20 protein-coding genes and 1 pseudogene are annotated in these 17,496 nt (G+C 43.2%); 19 read left to right on the plus strand and 2 right to left on the minus strand.

Annotated features, from left to right (window positions below; all coding sequences use genetic code 11):
- Positions 1-38: 38 nt before the first annotated feature.
- Positions 39-140: pseudogene (locus DG474_RS03130) on the plus strand (glycosyltransferase); the annotation flags it as partial.
- A 75-nt stretch (positions 141-215) separates the two neighbouring features.
- Here DG474_RS03130 and DG474_RS03135 read toward each other — a convergent pair.
- A complete protein-coding gene (locus DG474_RS03135; protein WP_002874767.1) occupies positions 216-419 on the minus strand; it encodes a ferredoxin in 204 nt (67 codons plus the stop codon).
- 45 nt (positions 420-464) lie between these two features.
- Here DG474_RS03135 and DG474_RS03140 point away from each other — a divergent pair, with 45 nt between their 5' ends.
- The 9 genes from DG474_RS03140 (at position 465) to whiA (ending at position 7,527) form a co-directional block, all read left to right on the plus strand.
- Positions 465-974, plus strand: coding sequence for an SAG1386/EF1546 family surface-associated protein (locus tag DG474_RS03140; RefSeq protein ID WP_000410192.1), 510 nt, complete (start codon positions 465-467; stop codon positions 972-974).
- Positions 975-983: 9 nt separating this feature from the next.
- Positions 984-1,658, plus strand: a complete 675-nt coding sequence (gene cmk, locus DG474_RS03145; protein WP_000849409.1) for a (d)CMP kinase — start codon at positions 984-986, stop codon at positions 1,656-1,658.
- A 118-nt stretch (positions 1,659-1,776) separates the two neighbouring features.
- Entirely contained in the window at positions 1,777-2,283 is a 507-nt protein-coding gene (locus DG474_RS03150; protein WP_042902706.1) for a dihydrofolate reductase, read from the plus strand.
- A 201-nt stretch (positions 2,284-2,484) separates the two neighbouring features.
- Positions 2,485-3,717, plus strand: a complete 1,233-nt coding sequence (gene clpX, locus DG474_RS03155; protein ID WP_255778787.1) for an ATP-dependent Clp protease ATP-binding subunit ClpX — start codon at positions 2,485-2,487, stop codon at positions 3,715-3,717.
- 8 nt (positions 3,718-3,725) lie between these two features.
- Positions 3,726-4,313 carry a ribosome biogenesis GTP-binding protein YihA/YsxC gene (gene yihA, locus DG474_RS03160; RefSeq protein ID WP_000405196.1) on the plus strand — a complete coding sequence of 196 codons (588 nt, stop codon included), beginning with the start codon at positions 3,726-3,728 and terminating at the stop codon, positions 4,311-4,313.
- 9 nt (positions 4,314-4,322) lie between these two features.
- The gene (locus DG474_RS03165; protein ID WP_001140420.1) at positions 4,323-4,703 is read left to right on the plus strand and encodes a RidA family protein; all 381 of its coding nucleotides are present in this window, start codon (positions 4,323-4,325) and stop codon (positions 4,701-4,703) included.
- 51 nt (positions 4,704-4,754) lie between these two features.
- The gene (gene rapZ / locus DG474_RS03170; protein ID WP_255778788.1) at positions 4,755-5,645 is read left to right on the plus strand and encodes an RNase adapter RapZ; all 891 of its coding nucleotides are present in this window, start codon (positions 4,755-4,757) and stop codon (positions 5,643-5,645) included.
- A complete protein-coding gene (locus tag DG474_RS03175) occupies positions 5,642-6,619 on the plus strand; it encodes a YvcK family protein (protein ID WP_042768608.1) in 978 nt (325 codons plus the stop codon). The genes rapZ and DG474_RS03175 overlap by 4 nt, the downstream gene beginning before the upstream one ends.
- Entirely contained in the window at positions 6,616-7,527 is a 912-nt protein-coding gene (whiA, locus tag DG474_RS03180) for a DNA-binding protein WhiA (protein ID WP_042768607.1), read from the plus strand. Before DG474_RS03175 ends, whiA begins: the two co-directional genes overlap by 4 nt.
- 32 nt (positions 7,528-7,559) lie before the next feature.
- On the opposite strand, the gene DG474_RS03185 is transcribed toward whiA, so the two are convergent.
- Positions 7,560-8,528, minus strand: a complete 969-nt coding sequence (locus tag DG474_RS03185) for an NAD(P)/FAD-dependent oxidoreductase (protein ID WP_042768605.1) — start codon at positions 8,526-8,528, stop codon at positions 7,560-7,562.
- A gap of 136 nt (positions 8,529-8,664) precedes the next feature.
- On the opposite strand from DG474_RS03185, the gene cdaA reads away from it, so the two are divergent.
- The 9 genes from cdaA (at position 8,665) to DG474_RS03230 (ending at position 17,465) form a co-directional block, all read left to right on the plus strand.
- Positions 8,665-9,522 carry a diadenylate cyclase CdaA gene (cdaA, locus tag DG474_RS03190; RefSeq protein WP_042768603.1) on the plus strand — a complete coding sequence of 286 codons (858 nt, stop codon included), beginning with the start codon at positions 8,665-8,667 and terminating at the stop codon, positions 9,520-9,522.
- A complete protein-coding gene (locus tag DG474_RS03195; protein WP_042768602.1) occupies positions 9,509-10,306 on the plus strand; it encodes a CdaR family protein in 798 nt (265 codons plus the stop codon). The genes cdaA and DG474_RS03195 overlap by 14 nt, the downstream gene beginning before the upstream one ends.
- A gap of 30 nt (positions 10,307-10,336) precedes the next feature.
- A complete protein-coding gene (glmM, locus tag DG474_RS03200) occupies positions 10,337-11,689 on the plus strand; it encodes a phosphoglucosamine mutase (RefSeq protein WP_255778957.1) in 1,353 nt (450 codons plus the stop codon).
- 74 nt (positions 11,690-11,763) lie between these two features.
- The gene (locus DG474_RS03205; protein WP_001050092.1) at positions 11,764-12,138 is read left to right on the plus strand and encodes a DUF1149 family protein; all 375 of its coding nucleotides are present in this window, start codon (positions 11,764-11,766) and stop codon (positions 12,136-12,138) included.
- Between the two features lie 2 nt (positions 12,139-12,140).
- The gene (locus DG474_RS03210) at positions 12,141-12,989 is read left to right on the plus strand and encodes a DegV family protein (RefSeq protein WP_255778789.1); all 849 of its coding nucleotides are present in this window, start codon (positions 12,141-12,143) and stop codon (positions 12,987-12,989) included.
- A 39-nt stretch (positions 12,990-13,028) separates the two neighbouring features.
- On the plus strand, positions 13,029-13,796 hold the full coding sequence (gene dapB, locus DG474_RS03215) for a 4-hydroxy-tetrahydrodipicolinate reductase (protein WP_255778790.1): 768 nt from the start codon (positions 13,029-13,031) through the stop codon (positions 13,794-13,796).
- Entirely contained in the window at positions 13,793-14,992 is a 1,200-nt protein-coding gene (locus tag DG474_RS03220) for a CCA tRNA nucleotidyltransferase (RefSeq protein ID WP_255778791.1), read from the plus strand. Before dapB ends, DG474_RS03220 begins: the two co-directional genes overlap by 4 nt.
- The gene (locus DG474_RS03225) at positions 14,989-16,857 is read left to right on the plus strand and encodes an ABC-F family ATP-binding cassette domain-containing protein (protein WP_255778792.1); all 1,869 of its coding nucleotides are present in this window, start codon (positions 14,989-14,991) and stop codon (positions 16,855-16,857) included. Before DG474_RS03220 ends, DG474_RS03225 begins: the two co-directional genes overlap by 4 nt.
- Positions 16,854-17,465, plus strand: coding sequence for a hypothetical protein (locus DG474_RS03230; protein WP_255778793.1), 612 nt, complete (start codon positions 16,854-16,856; stop codon positions 17,463-17,465). Before DG474_RS03225 ends, DG474_RS03230 begins: the two co-directional genes overlap by 4 nt.
- Positions 17,466-17,496 lie beyond the last annotated feature (31 nt).

Genomic DNA, 17,496 nt, shown 5'->3' on the forward strand with positions numbered 1-17,496 from the left:
GAGTCTATTCTCATTGAGAAATTTAGATTATAAGTTACAGTAAGATTTACCTGGAAACCAAAAAAAGACCACTCTACCTCATCAAAGAAAAGAGTGACCTTTCTATTATTGAAGGAAAAAATAACCAAAAAAGACTATAATTTTACCTAGAAATATGCTAAACTAGTAAGTGTGGGAAAAATGAGAAAAAATCAATTATATTTATTTCCTGCTTCCTACGATGGATCTTTTAGGAGTGCACGTGTAGGACAATTTTTGATGGCCTCCAGAACATCGCTGGTCTCAGCGATTTCTCTTTGCAATTCGACTGGATCATCGTAAAATCGAACGATTCCATTATCATGGTAATCAAAGAGTTCAGAATAGGTTTGGCAAAGCCCGCAGGCGATGCACCGTTCGGGTATAAGTGTGACTTTCATATTTATATTGTAATAAGAAAATGTAAAAAAAACAAGGAGTAAGGTATGGAAAAAGAACCGTGGCAAGAAGATATTTACGAAAACAATGAGGAAGAAACAAGATCAGAGCGTCGACACCGGAAACAAAAAGGGAAAGGCGTTGTTGCGAATCGTGTCTTGACAGTTCTAGCTAGTCTCTTCTTTGTAATTGTTGTAGCGATGGTAGTTGTATTGATTTACCTATCAACCGGTGGAAGCAATCGTACATCATCTTTGAAGGACTTCTATGATGCATCGTCTCCTTCTACAAGTTCAAGTTCTAAAGTGGAAGAATCATCATCTTCAAGTAGCAAGGTAGAGGAAACAGCTTCTTCTGAATCAACACCTTCACAGAGCAGTTCGGAAGAGCATACTACAGAGGGTGAAGGAACACTTACAGTACAGCCTGGAGAGGGAGAAGCAGCTCTTGCTCAACGTGCAGGGATTTCCATTGCCCAGCTAGAAGCCCTAAATCCTTCTCACATGTCATCTGGATCTTGGTTTGCCAACCCAGGTGATGTCATCAAGACAAGATAGGAGTCGGTCATGAAGACAATTCAAATTGCTATCGATGGTCCAGCTTCGAGTGGTAAGAGTACGGTCGCAAAGATTGTCGCTAAGGATTTTGGTTACACTTATCTCGATACGGGTGCTATGTACCGTGCTGCGACTTATATAGCGCTCAAACACCAGTTGGATGCAGGAAATGTAGATCAACTTCTCGAGCTTCTTAACCAACACCCCATTAGTTTTGGTCGTTCAGAAACAGGTGAGCAACTTGTTTTTGTAGGGGATGTTGAGATTACGCATCCGATTCGTGAAAATGAAGTGACCAACAAGGTTTCAAGCATTGCTGCCATTCCTGAAGTGCGTGAGAAACTGGTTTCGCTCCAGCAAGAGATTGCTCAGCAAGGTGGTATCGTCATGGATGGGCGTGATATCGGGACAGTTGTTTTACCACAAGCTGAACTCAAGATTTTCCTAGTGGCTTCTGTTGAAGAAAGAGCAGAGCGTCGTTACAAGGAAAATATTGCTAAAGGGATTGAAACAGACCTTGAAACGCTGAAAGAAGAGATTGCTGCGCGTGACTACAAGGATAGTCATCGTGAAACCTCACCTCTCAAACAGGCTGAGGATGCAGTTTACCTTGACACAACTGGACTAAGTATCCAAGAAGTGGTTGAAAAAATTGAATCAGAAGCAAAAAAATATATGTCCTAGGGACGAGAGGAGCAGGCTAAATGAAGCCTGCTCCTTTTCTCTCTTTTGCGCGCGTTTCAAAACAGTCTTTTTGGGAGAATTTTGATAAAATAGTAGTATCAATAAAAAGGACGGAAGCATGACAAAGAAAATCATAGCCATTTGGGCCCAAGATGAAAAAGGTGTGATTGGGAAGGAAAATCGTCTCCCTTGGCATTTGCCAGCAGAGTTGCAACATTTTAAGGAAACAACTTTAAATCATGCTATACTGATGGGGCGAGTGACCTTTGATGGCATGGGACGTCGTCTGCTTCCAAAACGGCAAACCCTGATTTTAACGCGCAATAGCGAAGAAGTCATAGATGGGGCGCTCGTATTTCAAGATGTGGAGTCTGTTTTAGCGTGGTATCAGAGTCAGGAAAAAAATCTCTATATCATTGGCGGAAAACAGATTTTTCAGGCTTTTGAGCCTTATTTAGATGAAATCATCGTGACACAGATTCATGCTCAGGTGGAGGGAGATACCTATTTTCCTGAGGAATTTGACTTGTCTCATTTTGAGACAGTAGCAAGCAAATCTTATACCCGAGATGAGAAAAACGACTATGATTTTACTATCGAATACCGAGATAGAAAGGAAGTCTAATGGAGCGCAGTATATTTGGATTTTTTACAGCTTTTTTGTGTGTGATCTGTATTTTGACTGGAGCACAGGCTTTTCGTAAGAAGCGCTATGGACTGTCTGCCTTACTCTGGTTGAATGCTTTTACCAATCTGGTGAACAGTGTCCATGCTTTTTATATGACCTTATTTTAGATAGAATGATAAATTAGAATGGAAGGAAATCATGCCTACAAATAGGAAAAATGATATGATGGTTTATTGCTCATTTTGTGGCAAGAGCCAAGAAGAAGTAAAGAAAATAATCGCTGGGAACAACGCCTTTATCTGTAATGAATGTGTGGAGTTGGCCCAGGAAATCATTTGGGAGGAGTTGGCTGAGGAAGTCTTGGCAGACTTGTCTGAAGTACCAAAACCAATCGAGCTCCTCAATATCTTGAATCACTATGTGATCGGTCAGGATCGTGCTAAACGTGCCTTGGCAGTGGCAGTTTACAACCACTACAAACGCATCAATTTCCACGATACTCGTGAAGAGTCAGAAGATGTGGATTTGCAGAAGTCAAACATCTTGATGATTGGCCCAACTGGTTCTGGGAAAACCTTCTTGGCTCAGACTTTGGCTAAGAGCTTGAATGTGCCTTTTGCTATTGCAGATGCGACAGCTCTGACTGAGGCTGGGTATGTGGGTGAGGACGTGGAAAATATCCTCCTCAAACTCTTGCAGGCCGCTGACTTTAACATCGAACGTGCAGAGCGTGGGATTATTTACGTGGATGAAATTGACAAGATTGCCAAGAAGAGCGAGAATGTGTCTATCACACGTGACGTATCTGGTGAAGGTGTGCAACAAGCCCTTCTCAAGATTATCGAGGGAACTGTCGCTAGCGTGCCGCCTCAAGGAGGACGCAAACATCCACAACAAGAGATGATTCAGGTGGATACTAAAAATATCCTCTTTATCGTGGGTGGTGCTTTTGATGGCATCGAAGAAATCGTTAAACAACGTCTGGGTGAAAAAGTTATTGGCTTTGGCCAAAATAACAAGGCGATTGACGAAAACAGCTCTTACATGCAAGAAATCATCGCAGAAGACATTCAAAAATTCGGTATTATCCCTGAGTTGATTGGACGCTTGCCTGTCTTTGCTGCTCTTGAGCAATTGACGGTCGATGACTTGGTTCGCATCTTGAAAGAGCCAAGAAATGCCTTGGTGAAACAATACCAAACCTTGCTTTCTTATGATGACGTTGAGTTGGAATTTGACGACGAAGCCCTTCAAGAGATTGCTAATAAAGCCATTGAACGCAAAACAGGTGCGCGTGGTCTTCGTTCTATCATCGAAGAAACCATGCTAGATGTTATGTTTGAAGTGCCAAGTCAAGAAAATGTGAAATTGGTCCGCATCACGAAAGAAGCTGTCGATGGAACGGAAAAACCAATCCTAGAAACAGCCTAGAGGAGACTATGGAAATCAATACACACAATGCTGAAATCCTGCTCAGTGCGGCAAACAAGTCCCACTATCCGCAGGATGACCTGCCAGAGATTGCCCTTGCAGGGCGTTCAAATGTCGGCAAGTCTAGCTTTATCAACACCATGTTGAACCGCAAAAATCTTGCTCGTACATCAGGAAAACCTGGGAAGACCCAGTTACTCAACTTCTTCAACATTGATGACAAGATGCGCTTTGTGGATGTGCCTGGTTATGGCTATGCCCGCGTTTCCAAAAAGGAGCGTGAAAAGTGGGGGCGCATGATTGAGGAATACTTAACGACTCGTGAAAATCTCCGTGCCGTGGTTAGTCTAGTGGATCTCCGCCACGACCCGTCAGCAGATGATGTGCAGATGTACGAATTTCTCAAATATTATGAGATTCCGGTTATCATCGTTGCGACCAAGGCGGACAAGATTCCCCGTGGTAAGTGGAATAAGCACGAATCAGCAATCAAAAAGAAATTAAACTTTGATCCAAGTGACGATTTCATCCTCTTTTCATCTGTCAGCAAGGCAGGGATGGATCAGGCTTGGGATGCAATATTAGAAAAATTGTGAGGGAAAGAAATGGCAAAAACAATTCATACAGACAAAGCTCCAAAAGCAATCGGACCTTATGTTCAAGGGAAAATCGTTGGCAATCTTTTGTTTGCTAGCGGTCAAGTTCCTCTATCTCCTGAAACTGGAGAAATTGTAGGAGAAACGATCCAAGAACAGACCGAACAAGTTTTGAAAAATATCGGTGCTATTTTGGCTGAAGCAGGAACAGACTTTGACCATGTTGTTAAAACAACTTGCTTCTTGAGCGATATGAATGACTTTGTTCCTTTTAACGAGGTTTACCAGACTGCCTTTAAAGAGGAGTTCCCAGCTCGTTCAGCTGTAGAGGTTGCACGTCTTCCTCGTGATGTAAAAGTCGAAATTGAAGTGATCGCAGAGATTGGATAAGCTAGTTGAAGTTTGGCTCTGCCAAACTTTTTTTGATATAAGGAGAGATAGATGATAAAGAAACAACTTCACCTGGTGATTGTGACAGGGATGAGTGGCGCAGGGAAAACGGTAGCCATTCAGTCCTTCGAGGATTTAGGATATTTCACTATTGACAATATGCCACCAGCCCTCTTGCCAAAGTTTTTGCAGTTGGTAGAGACCAAGGATGATGACCATAAGTTAGCCCTAGTAGTCGATATGCGGAGCCGTTCCTTCTTTTCAGAGATTCAGGCTGTTTTGGATGAATTGGAAAACCAAGACGATTTGGATTTTAAAATTCTCTTTTTGGATGCAAAAGATAAGGAATTGGTGGCACGCTATAAGGAAACTAGAAGAAGTCACCCTCTAGCTGCTGATGGTCGGATTTTAGATGGCATCAAGCTGGAACGTGAACTCTTAGCACCTTTGAAAAACATGAGTCAAAATGTGGTGGATACGACAGAACTCACTCCGCGTGAACTGCGTAAAACCATTGCTGAGCAATTTTCGGACCAAGAACAGGCCCAGTCTTTCCGTATCGAGGTTATGTCTTTTGGATTCAAGTATGGTATCCCGATCGATGCAGACTTGGTTTTTGATGTCCGTTTCTTGCCAAATCCATACTACCTTCCGGAGCTCCGTAATCAGACAGGTGAGGATCAAGCAGTTTATGATTATGTGATGAATCATGAAGAGTCTGAAAGTTTCTATCAGCACTTACTCGCCTTGATTGAACCCATTTTGCCAAGTTACAAAAAAGAAGGCAAGTCTGTTTTAACCATCGCAGTAGGATGTACAGGTGGACAGCACCGTAGTGTTGCCTTTGCCAAACGAATCGCTGAGGACCTTGCTAAAAATTGGCCTGTCAATGAAAGCCATCGTGACAAAGACAGAAGAAAGGAAACGGTAAACCGTTCATGAGAAAACCAAAGATAACGGTGATTGGTGGAGGAACAGGTATCCCCGTCATTTTGAAAAGCTTGCGAGAAAAGGATGTTGATATCGCTGCTATCGTAACGGTAGCTGATGATGGTGGATCTTCTGGTGAACTAAGAAAGAATATCCAACAGCTGACACCACCAGGTGATCTTCGCAATGTTCTGGTGGCTATGTCGGATATGCCTAAGTTTTATGAGAAGGTTTTTCAGTACCGCTTTTCAGAAGACGCTGGAGCTTTTGCGGGTCATCCACTGGGGAATATTATCATAGCAGGACTCTCTGAAATGCAAGGGTCCACTTATAATGCCATGCAGCTGCTAAGTCTCTTTTTCCACACAACAGGAAAAATCTACCCCTCAAGCGATCAGCCTTTGACACTGCATGCAGTCTTTAGAGACGGTTCTGAGGTGGCAGGTGAGAGCCACATTGCAGATCATCCAGGCATGATCGACCATGTCTATGTGACCAATACCTTGGATGATGAAATACCCCAAGCCAGCCGTCGAGTAGTCAATACTATTCTCGAGAGTGACATGATCGTCTTGGGGCCTGGTTCCCTCTTTACATCGATTTTGCCCAATATTGTCATCGAGGAGATTGGGCAGGCTCTACTGGAGACCAAGGCAGAGATCGCCTATGTTTGCAATATCATGACCCAGCGCGGGGAAACAGAGCACTTTTCAGACAGTGACCACGTGGAAGTCCTCCATCGACACTTAGGTCGGCCTTTTATTGATACGGTCTTGGTTAATATCGAGAAGGTTCCTAGAGAATACATGGATACCAACCGTTTTGATGAGTATTTGGTTCAGGTAGAGCATGACTTTGCTGGTCTTTGCAAGCAGGTTCCTCGTGTGATTTCATCCAACTTCCTTCGTTTGGAAAATGGAGGAGCCTTCCATGATGGCGATTTGATTGTAGACGAATTGATGCGCATCATACAGGTGAGAAAATGAGTTTTACAGTTGCAGTAAAAGAAGAAATTCTTGGTCAACACCATCTCAGTCGTCATGAATTATCAGCCATCATCAAGATGTCTGGTAGTATTGGTCTCTCGACTTCGGGCTTGACCTTGTCCGTCGTGACTGAAAATGCTAAGTTAGCTCGGCATCTCTATGAGTCCTTTTTCCATTTTTATGAAATCAAGTCAGAGGTTCGTCACCATCAGAGAAGCAATCTTCGCAAGAACCGTGTCTATACGGTCTATACCGATGAGAGGGTGCAGGAGCTTTTAGCTGATTTGCGGCTTGCGGATTCCTTCTTTGGTTTGGAGACAGGTATCGATCCTGATATTTTAGCAGATGAAGAAGCAGGTCGTGCCTACTTATGTGGGGCCTTTCTGGCAAATGGCAGCATCCGAGATCCTGAGTCTGGCAAGTACCAGTTGGAAATCAGTTCTGTTTATCTAGACCATGCCCAAGGACTGGCCTCTCTTCTTCAGCAGTTTTTGCTGGACGCCAAGGTTATAGAGCGCAAGAAAGGTGCAGTTACCTATCTCCAGCGAGCAGAAGACATTATGGATTTCTTGATCGTGATTGGGGCCATGCAGGCGCGTGATAATTTTGAACGCGTCAAGATTTTGCGTGAAACCCGTAACGACCTCAATCGAGCCAATAACGCTGAAACAGCCAATATCGCTCGGACAGTTTCTGCCAGTATGAAGACCATCAATAATATCAGTAAAATTAAAGATAGAATGGGCTTGGAAAATTTACCCGTGGATTTGCAAGAGGTGGCTCAGTTGCGAATCCAGCATCCAGACTACTCTATCCAGCAGTTGGCAGATAGCCTGAGCAATCCCCTGACCAAGAGTGGTGTCAACCACAGACTCAGGAAGATCAATAAAATAGCAGATGAATTATAAAACCACGGATTAGTAAATCCGTGGTTCTTTTCTTATAAACTGGTTGAGTGTTTGGGTTGTACTTTTTGGTCAGGGTCGATGTAGTTGATAGCATTGTTAACGGCAGTAGGTGCTTCACCCAGTCCTGTCGCGATCAAATCAATCTTTCCTTCGTAGTAGCAGCAGTCTCCGATAGCGTAAATACCTGCTTGGCTGGATTCTTGCTTGCTATTGACGATAATCTTATGGCGGTTGAGATCCAGTCCCCAGTTTTTAAGATTTCCGACAGAAGACTTGAAGCCGTAGTTGACAAAGAGGTGGTCCAAGTCAATCGTTTCGGCTTCATCCGATTTGACTTTTGTAATTTCCAGTTTATCAAGTGTTTTTCCATCTCCAAGGAGTTGGCTAGGAACGAATGGTGTCTTGATAGTCACAGATGATGCTTGCAGGGCTTGCACACTGTGTTCCAAGGCACGGAAGTTATCTCGACGGTGAACAAGAGTAGTTGGGGCGATTTTTTCAAAAGCTAGAGCCCAGTCCACAGCTGAGTCCCCTCCACCAAGGATGGTCACTTTCTTACCAGCGTATTGCTGGATATTGGCAACGTGGTAGTGGATATTTTCATAGTTTTCGACGCCATCTAATTCGAGCGGACGTGGTTTAAAGGCACCACCACCCATGGCAATGATGACTGTTTTGGTCAGGTGGCTTCCCTTGTTAGTTGTAATGCTAAATCCCTCATCTTGTTTCTCAATCTCAAGAACGGTTTCGTTGAGGTGAACAGGTGTTTCAAAGCCGTTTAGCTGTTCAAGTAAACGCTTGGTTAACTCTTCTCCAGTTAAGTTTGGGAAACCTGGCACATCAAGGATTTGCTTTTCAGGGTAGAGGATGGCAGGCTGACCACCGAGCTGGGGAAGGGAGTCGATGATTTGGACTTTGGCTTGGCGTAGGTGGGCGTAAAAGGCAGCAAAGAGGCCGACAGGACCGCCACCTACAATAGTAATATCATAGAGTTGAGACATGATTTCTCCTTCGTTTTTTCTAGTCAGTTTATTTTATCATAATTTTGCTTAATTTAAAATGAAGTAGGATGGGGAAAAAATGAGTAGAAAATGGTATAATAGTACGGAAAGTGTTTTGACAGGGAGGAGGCCAGGGATGAATTTTCAACAATTATCCAATTGGCAATACTGGACGAGTTTGTTTTCAAGTCCTTGGACGATAGTCATCAATCTGATTGATATTTTGATTGTGACTTATATTTTATACCATTTTACCAAAGCGATTGCAGGGACCAAAATCATGATATTGGTGCGGGGAGTCCTGGTCTTTATTTTAGGCCAGATTCTGTCCAATATGATTGGCTTAACGACCATTTCATGGTTGATCAATCAGATTATCACCTACGGGGTCATCGCAGCGGTGGTTATCTTCTCGCCAGAGATTCGGACTGGTTTGGAGAGATTGGGGCGAGCTACTGATTTCTTCTACAATGCCCCTATTAGTGCGGAAGAGCAAATGGTTCGTGCCTTTGTCAAATCAGTCGAGTACATGAGTCCGCGTAAGATAGGTGCTCTGGTTGCTGTTCAGCGAGTGAGAACCTTGCAGGAATATATCTCAACTGGGATTCCTCTAGATGCGAAAATCTCATCCGAGTTATTGATTAATATCTTTATCCCCAATACTCCCTTGCACGATGGTGCGGTCATTGTCAGAGAAGATCGGATTGCCGTAACTTCAGCCTACCTACCCCTGACTGAAAATACAGGAATTTCCAAGGAGTTTGGGACACGTCACAGGGCAGCGATTGGTTTGTCGGAAGTATCAGATGCTCTTACCTTTGTGGTTTCAGAGGAAACAGGCGGAATCTCAATCACCTATAATGGAGTCTTTAAGCATGATTTGACCTTGGAAGAGTTTGAATCTGAATTAAGAAGAATCTTGCTTCCAACATCAGAGAAAAAACAAGGTCTGAAAGAGCGTTTGCTAGGAGGATTGAAACATGAGAAAAAATAGTCTTTATATTATTTCTTCCTTCTTTTTCGCCTGCATCCTCTTTATCTATGCGACTTCAACAAACTATCAGAATAGCAACAGCGCCAGACAGGTGAGGACAGAAACCTATACCAATACGGTTCTTAATGTCCCAATCGATATTCAGTACGACAGCGATCAGTACTTTATTAGTGGCTTTACCTCTGAAGTGACCGTCTTTCTGACAGGGTCAAACAGAGTTGCATTGGCGAGTGAAATGCAGGAAAGCACTCGGAAATTCAAGGTCAAAGCTGACTTAACCAATGCCAGTGTAGGAACCATCGAAGTTCCTCTAACCATTGAAAATTTACCAAGTGGTTTGACGGCTGTTGCAACTCCGCAAAAGATAACAGTCAAGGTCGGTAAAAAAGCAAAACGAGATAATGTAATCGTTGTGCCTGAGATTGATCCTAGCCAGATTGATTCTCGAGTGAAAATTGATACAGTCACTGTGTCAGATGAAAAAGTAACGGTCATTAGTGACGAGGAAACTCTCTCTAGAGTAGATCGTGTCATTGCCATCTTGCCAACGAGTGAACGGATAACAGGTAACTATTCAGGCTCTGTTCCTCTACAAGCAGTTGATAAAAATGGAAATGTCTTGCCAAGCGTCATTATGCCATTTGACACTACAATGAAAATTACAACCAAAACAGTATCGTCTAGCTCGAGTTCTTCGTCAACGACCTCATCAACAGGATCCTCGACTAGCAGCTCGTCTTCAACGAGTTCAGAAACAAAACCAGACTCGTCTAAACAAGAATAAATAAAAAAGTAGAAAAGGATGATTAACAAAATGGGTAAATATTTTGGGACCGATGGAGTCCGTGGAGAAGCAAACGTAGAACTGACGCCAGAATTGGCCTTTAAATTAGGACGTTTTGGTGGTTATGTTCTTAGTCAACATGAAACAGAAGCCCCTAAAGTCTTTGTAGGACGTGATACACGTATCTCAGGAGAAATGTTAGAATCAGCCTTAGTGGCAGGTCTCCTCTCTGTAGGGATTCACGTCTACAAACTCGGTGTCCTTGCAACACCAGCAGTAGCTTATTTGGTCAAAACTGAGGGAGCCAGTGCAGGTGTCATGATTTCCGCTAGTCACAACCCAGCCCTTGATAATGGAATTAAATTCTTTGGTGGGGATGGCTTCAAACTTGATGATGAAAAAGAAGCAGAAATTGAAGCCTTGCTAGATGCTACTGAAGACACTCTTCCTCGTCCAAGCGCCGAAGGCTTGGGAACCTTAGTGGACTATCCAGAAGGTTTACGTAAGTATGAAGGCTACCTTGTTTCAACTGGAACGCCTCTTGAGGGAATGAAAGTGGCCTTGGATACAGCCAACGGTGCAGCGTCTACGAGTGCTCGTCAAATCTTTGCAGACCTTGGGGCTCAAATAACTGTTATCGGTGAGACACCAGATGGTCTGAATATCAACTTGAATGTGGGTTCTACACACCCAGAAGCTCTCCAAGAACTAGTCAAAGAAAGCCAGTCAGCTATTGGTTTGGCCTTTGACGGAGACAGTGACCGTTTGATTGCTGTTGATGAAAATGGCGACATCGTCGATGGTGATAAAATCATGTACATCATCGGGAAATACCTTTCTGAAAAAGGACAGTTGGCTCAAAACACCATCGTGACAACGGTTATGTCTAACCTTGGCTTCCATAAGGCCTTGGAGAGTGCTGATATTAACAAGGCAGTGACTGCTGTTGGTGACCGCTATGTCGTTGAAGAAATGAGAAAATCAGGCTACAACCTTGGTGGTGAACAATCAGGTCACGTTATCTTGATGGACTACAATACAACTGGTGATGGTCAATTATCAGCTGTCCAATTGACTAAAATCATGAAAGAAACAGGCAAAAGCTTGTCTCAACTAGCATCAGAAGTGACAATTTACCCACAAAAACTGGTCAATATCCGAGTGGAAAATGCCATGAAAGAAAAAGCCATGGAAGTACCAGCCATTAAAACTATCATCGAAAAGATGGAAGAGGAAATGGCAGGGAACGGTCGTATCCTTGTCCGCCCAAGTGGAACAGAACCCCTCTTGCGCGTCATGGCAGAAGCCCCAACAACAGAAGAAGTTAACTACTACGTAGATACAATTGCTGCTGTTGTTAAAGATGAAATCGGAATTGACTAAGGCCTAGAAAAACTAGATGAAATGATAAAAATGTGGTACAATTGCATAGTAAATTGTAGCAATGGGAGAGAAAAATGAATCTTAAACGAGAACAAGAATTTGTTAGCCAGTATCACTTTGATGCTCGTAACTTTGAATGGGAAAATGAAAATGGAGCTCCTGAAACCAAGGTAGACGTGAACTTTCAGTTACTCCAGCATGACCAAGAAAATCAAGTAACTTCTTTAGTCGTTATCTTGAGTTTCATGATTGTCTTTGACAAATTTGTCATCAGCGGAACGATTTCCCAAGTGAACCATGTGGAAGGTCGCATTGTCAACGAACCAAGCGAATTTAACCAAGAAGAAGTTGAAACTCTGGCACGTCCATGTTTGAACATGCTCAATCGTTTGACGTATGAAGTAACAGAAATCGCCTTGGATCTTCCAGGGATCAATTTGGAGTTTTAGTCATGAAATTAGCTGTCATTACAGATTCTTCAGCCTATTTAGAGGAGAAGACGCTGCAAAGAGAGAATCTTTTTATCTTGGATATTCCTGTCAATATCGATGGGGAGGAGTATGTGGAAGGTGTCAATCTGACTGCTGAGGAATTTTATCAAAAAATGGCTCAGTCTGCAGAATTGCCTAAAACTAGTCAACCAAGTATTGCCAAATTGGATGAGATTCTAAGTTCCTTGAAAGATGAAGGCTATACTCATGTCTTGGGCCTCTTTCTTTCGTCAGGAATTTCAGGCTTTTATCAGAATATCCAATATATGTTAGACGAGTATGAAGGTTTGACCATTGCCTTTCCAGATACCCATATCACAAGTTCCCCTCTAGGATTTATGGTAGAGAGTGCCTTTGAATGGGCCGAACAAGGCGATGATTTTGCTCAGATTCAGGAGAAATTAGCTCTTCAAATTGCTGATAATTCAGCCTTTATCATAGTAGATGACCTCGACCACTTGGTTAAGGGAGGACGTTTGTCAAATGGGGCAGCCGTCTTAGGAAATCTTCTCAGTATCAAGCCCATTCTTTACTTTAATGACCAAGGTGTAATTGAAGTTTACGAAAAGGTTCGTACGGAAAAGAAGGCAACCAAGCGTTTGGTGGAAATCATCAAAGAGTTGACAAAAGATGGGAACTACCGTATTACAGTCATTCATGGTAACGCACCTCAAAAGGCGGCAGATTTGCGCCAACTCTTGATTGAGAATGGTGTGAATTCTGAGATTCCAATTGTTAGCTTTGGTAGTGTCATTGGGACCCACCTTGGAGAGGGCAGTATCGCCTTGAGCTATACACCAATCGTCTAAATTGTTCTTACAAGCTTTGTATCTTATATAGGAGTAGAGATGAGTATTCGAGTAATTATTGCCGGTTTTAAGGGAAAGATGGGCCAAGCTGCTTGTCAGATGGTCTTGGCTGATCCTAACTTGGACTTGGTTGCAGTTTTGGATCCGTTTGAGTCTGAGTCAGAGTGGCAGGGAATTCCTGTCTTCAATGATAAGGCTGCCTTGGCTGGTTTTGAAGCGGATGTCTGGGTGGATTTCACCACACCAGCTGTTGCCTACGAAAATACGCGCTTTGCCCTTGAAAATGGCTTTGCTCCTGTCGTAGGAACAACAGGCTTCACTAGTGAAGAAATTGCAGAACTAAAAGCATTTTCCCGTGAACAAGATTTGGGTGGCTTGATAGCCCCTAACTTTGCCTTGGGAGCAGTCTTGCTGATGCAATTTGCGGCGCAGGCTGCCAAATATTTCCCAAATGTGGAGATTATCGAGCTCCATCATGACAAGAAAAAAGATGCTCCGAGTGGAACAGCTATTAAAACAGCTGAGTTGATGGCGGAAGTTCGGGAATCAATCCAGCAAGGTGCGCCTGATGAGGAAGAATTGATTGCGGGTGCTCGTGGTGCTGACTTTGATGGCATGCGCATCCACTCGGTTCGTCTACCAGGCTTGGTTGCCCATCAGGAAGTCATCTTCGGCAATCAAGGAGAAGGATTGACCCTCCGTCATGACTCCTATGATCGCAGCTCCTTCATGACAGGGGTCAATTTGGGAATCAAAGAAGTTGTCAAGCGTCATGAGCTTGTCTATGGATTAGAACACTTATTATGAGATTAACACAAATGCCTTCTGAATTTCAGAAGGCTTTACCAGTATTAGAAAAAATTAAAGAAGCAGGTTTTGAAGCCTATTTTGTTGGAGGCTCTGTTCGAGATGCCCTCCTCCATCGTCCTATCCATGATGTGGATATTGCGACCTCTTCCTATCCAGAGGAAACCAAGCAGATATTTCCGCGAACAGCTGATATCGGAATCGAGCACGGAACCGTCTTAGTTTTAGAAGGGGACGAGGAGTATGAGGTAACAACTTTTCGAACAGAGGATGTCTATGTGGACTATCGCAGACCCAGCGCGGTTTCCTTTGTGCGTTCGCTAGAAGAAGACCTCAAGCGCCGTGATTTCACAGTTAATGCCTTTGCCTTAGATGAGACAGGGGAAATCATTGACTTGTTCCATGGTTTAGAAGATTTGGAGAACCAAGTCTTGCGAGCGGTTGGGGTGGCTAGTGAGCGTTTCAATGAAGATGCTCTGCGCATTATGCGTGGTTTTCGTTTTCAGGCCAGTCTCGGTTTTAAACTTGAGCTAGAAACTTTTGTGGCGATGAAGACTTTGACGCCACTCTTGGAGAAAATTTCTGTAGAGCGCACCTTCGTTGAGTTTGATAAACTCTTGCTGGCACCTTTTTGGCGAGTTGGTCTGTCTTCCATGATTGAGAGTCGAGCTTATGACTATCTTCCAGATATGGCAGGGAGCCAGGACAAGCTCAACAAACTGTTTGATTTGGAAACTGATTTCACTTTTGAGTCTTCCGAACAAGCCTGGGCGGCTCTATTGTGGGCTTTGGAGATTAAAGATGCACAGCCATTTTTGAAGCATTGGAAAACCTCACGTCAATTTGCCAAGCAGGTTCAGGATTTGCTGACTATTTTGGCTTTGCGAGAAGAAGGAGAGCTGAGCAAGCGCGATTGTTACCGATTTGACTTGGATTCCCTTCTACAAGCTGAAAGTCTTCGTCAGGCTCAAGGAAAAGAAGTCAATTCACAAGCTATCACAGAAACCTACCAGAGTTTGACCATTCATGATAAGAAAGAAATTCAGATTAATGGTGGCATTTTGATTAAGGAATATGGCTATCAACCAGGGCCAGACTTGGGAGAGATTTTAACAGAGATTGAATATGCCATTGTCGATGGAGAGTTGGAAAATGATCGTCAAGCCATCCATGTTTACCTAAGGGAGAAAAAATGAGTGATTTTATCGTTGAAAAACTAAGTAAATCCGTTGGTGACAAGACCGTTTTTAAGGATATTTCTTTTATCATCCATGACTTGGACAGAATCGGTCTGATCGGTGTCAATGGAACGGGTAAGACCACCCTTTTAGATGTTTTATCAGGTGTTTCAGGCTTTGATGGGGATGTCAGTCCTTTTTTGGCTAAGAATGATTACAAGATTGGCTACTTGACCCAGGATCCAGAGTTCGATGATAGCAAGACAGTTTTGGATACGGTCCTATCCAGTGACCTCAAGGAAATCCAGTTGATTCGTGAGTATGAACTCCTCATGCTCGACTATAGCGAGGACAAGCAGGCTCGTTTGGAACGAGTCATGGCTGAGATGGATTCTCTCCAAGCCTGGGAAATCGAAAGTCAGGTCAAGACGGTTCTCAGCAAGTTGGGTATTCAGGATTTGTCGACTCCAGTTGGTGAATTGTCAGGTGGTCTGAGAAGACGGGTTCAGTTGGCGCAAGTTCTCCTAGGCAACCACGACCTCTTGTTACTGGACGAGCCGACCAACCATCTGGACATTGCGACCATTGAGTGGCTGACTCTCTTTTTGAAAAATTCCAAGAAGACAGTTCTCTTTATCACCCACGATCGCTATTTCCTAGATGCACTATCAACGCGGATTTTCGAGTTGGACCGAGCAGGCTTGACCGAGTATCAGGGAAATTATCAGGACTATGTTCGTCTTAAGACAGAACAAGATGAGCGTGATGCAGCACTTCTCCACAAAAAAGAACAACTCTATAAGCAAGAATTAGCCTGGATGCGTAGACAACCGCAAGCGCGTGCGACCAAGCAGCAGGCTCGTATCAATCGTTTTCACGATTTGAAAAAAGAAGTTTCAGGTGGCGTTGCTGAAACAGACTTGACCATGAACTTTGAAACTAGCCGTATTGGTAAGAAGGTCATCGAGTTTAAAGATGTTTCCTTTGCTTATGAGAATAAGCCGATATTGCAAGATTTTAATCTCTTGGTGCAAGCCAAAGACCGTATCGGTATCGTTGGGGACAACGGTGTTGGGAAATCAACTCTGCTTAATCTCATCGCAGGAAGTCTTGAGCCGACTAAAGGTCAAGTGATCATCGGTGAGACGGTTCGCATCGCCTATTTTTCTCAACAAATTGAAGGTTTGGATGAAAGCAAACGGGTTATCAATTACCTGCAGGAAGTAGCAGAAGAGGTTAAGACCAGTGGTGGTTCTACGACTTCCATTGCAGAGTTGCTAGAGCAGTTTCTCTTCCCACGTTCTACGCATGGAACCTTGATTGAGAAATTGTCTGGTGGAGAGAAAAAACGCCTTTATCTTCTCAAATTGCTCTTGGAAAAACCCAATGTTCTTCTTTTGGACGAGCCGACCAATGACCTAGATATTGCGACTTTGACAGTCTTGGAAAATTTCTTACAGGGCTTTGCAGGTCCTGTCTTGACAGTTAGCCACGATCGTTATTTCTTGGATAAGGTAGCGACCAAGATTCTCGCCTTTGAGAATGGCAAGATTCGTACTTTCTTTGGTCATTATACCGACTATCTTGATGAAAAAAACTTTGAAACTGATATAGCCAATCAAGTGCAAAAGGCAGAAAAGGAAAAAGTAGTCAAGGTCCGTGAAGACAAGAAACGCATGACCTACCAAGAAAAGCAGGAGTGGGCAAGCATTGAAGGCGATATTGAAGCCTTGGAAAATCGTATCGCTACCATTGAAGAAGAAATGCAGGCAAATGGCTCTGACTTTGGTAAACTAGCAATGCTTCAGAAAGAGCTAGACGAGAAAAACGAAGAACTTCTTGAAAAATACGAACGCTATGAATATTTAAGTGAGTTGGCATGATGGAAGAAAAAGTCATTAAACGTAGTCCCAAGAAAATCATTTGGAATGCCTTGTTTGGCCTCGCTTCAGTGCTTTTCTTCTTGCTACCTCTCTATTATCTCCATTCGTATTCGCAAAAGGGGACCAGACTTCATACGATAAGTCTGTTATTAATACTGCTTGTCCTCTTTTGTGCTGGAGTAGTCATTTATCAGACTTACAGACTTTTAAGCTCGGATAAGGAATATTTGAGATGTACTGTCGAGGGGTTTTACTACAAACCAAATCCAAAAAAAACCAGCCATTTCTACGCTTGGGCTGATGTAGAGGAATTTTCCTTCTCTCGGATTCGAGGGAAGTACAGGGACTCCTATCGGATTGAAGTTTTTTTTAAGAATAACGAAAATGTGAAATCCCAATCACCTCTAGCCCTACTGATGAAAAGGTGTTTCCCTTTTCATCCGTCAGCAGATTTAATTATTCCGATCTTTCTACTAGATGTAGGACTTCCTGAAAGAGTCTATGAGACCATGAAGTACTATGAAAGAGAATGGCGCATCGAGCAAAATCGTCAATCAAGAAAAGAGGCAAAACAAGCTTCGAAAAGCAAATCTTCCAAACCGTCATAGTCTGTCTTTGCTTAAAGTAGAATAATCAAAA

Origin of the sequence: Streptococcus oralis (assembly GCF_024399415.1) — a bacterium.
GTDB lineage: Bacteria > Bacillota > Bacilli > Lactobacillales > Streptococcaceae > Streptococcus > Streptococcus oralis_CS.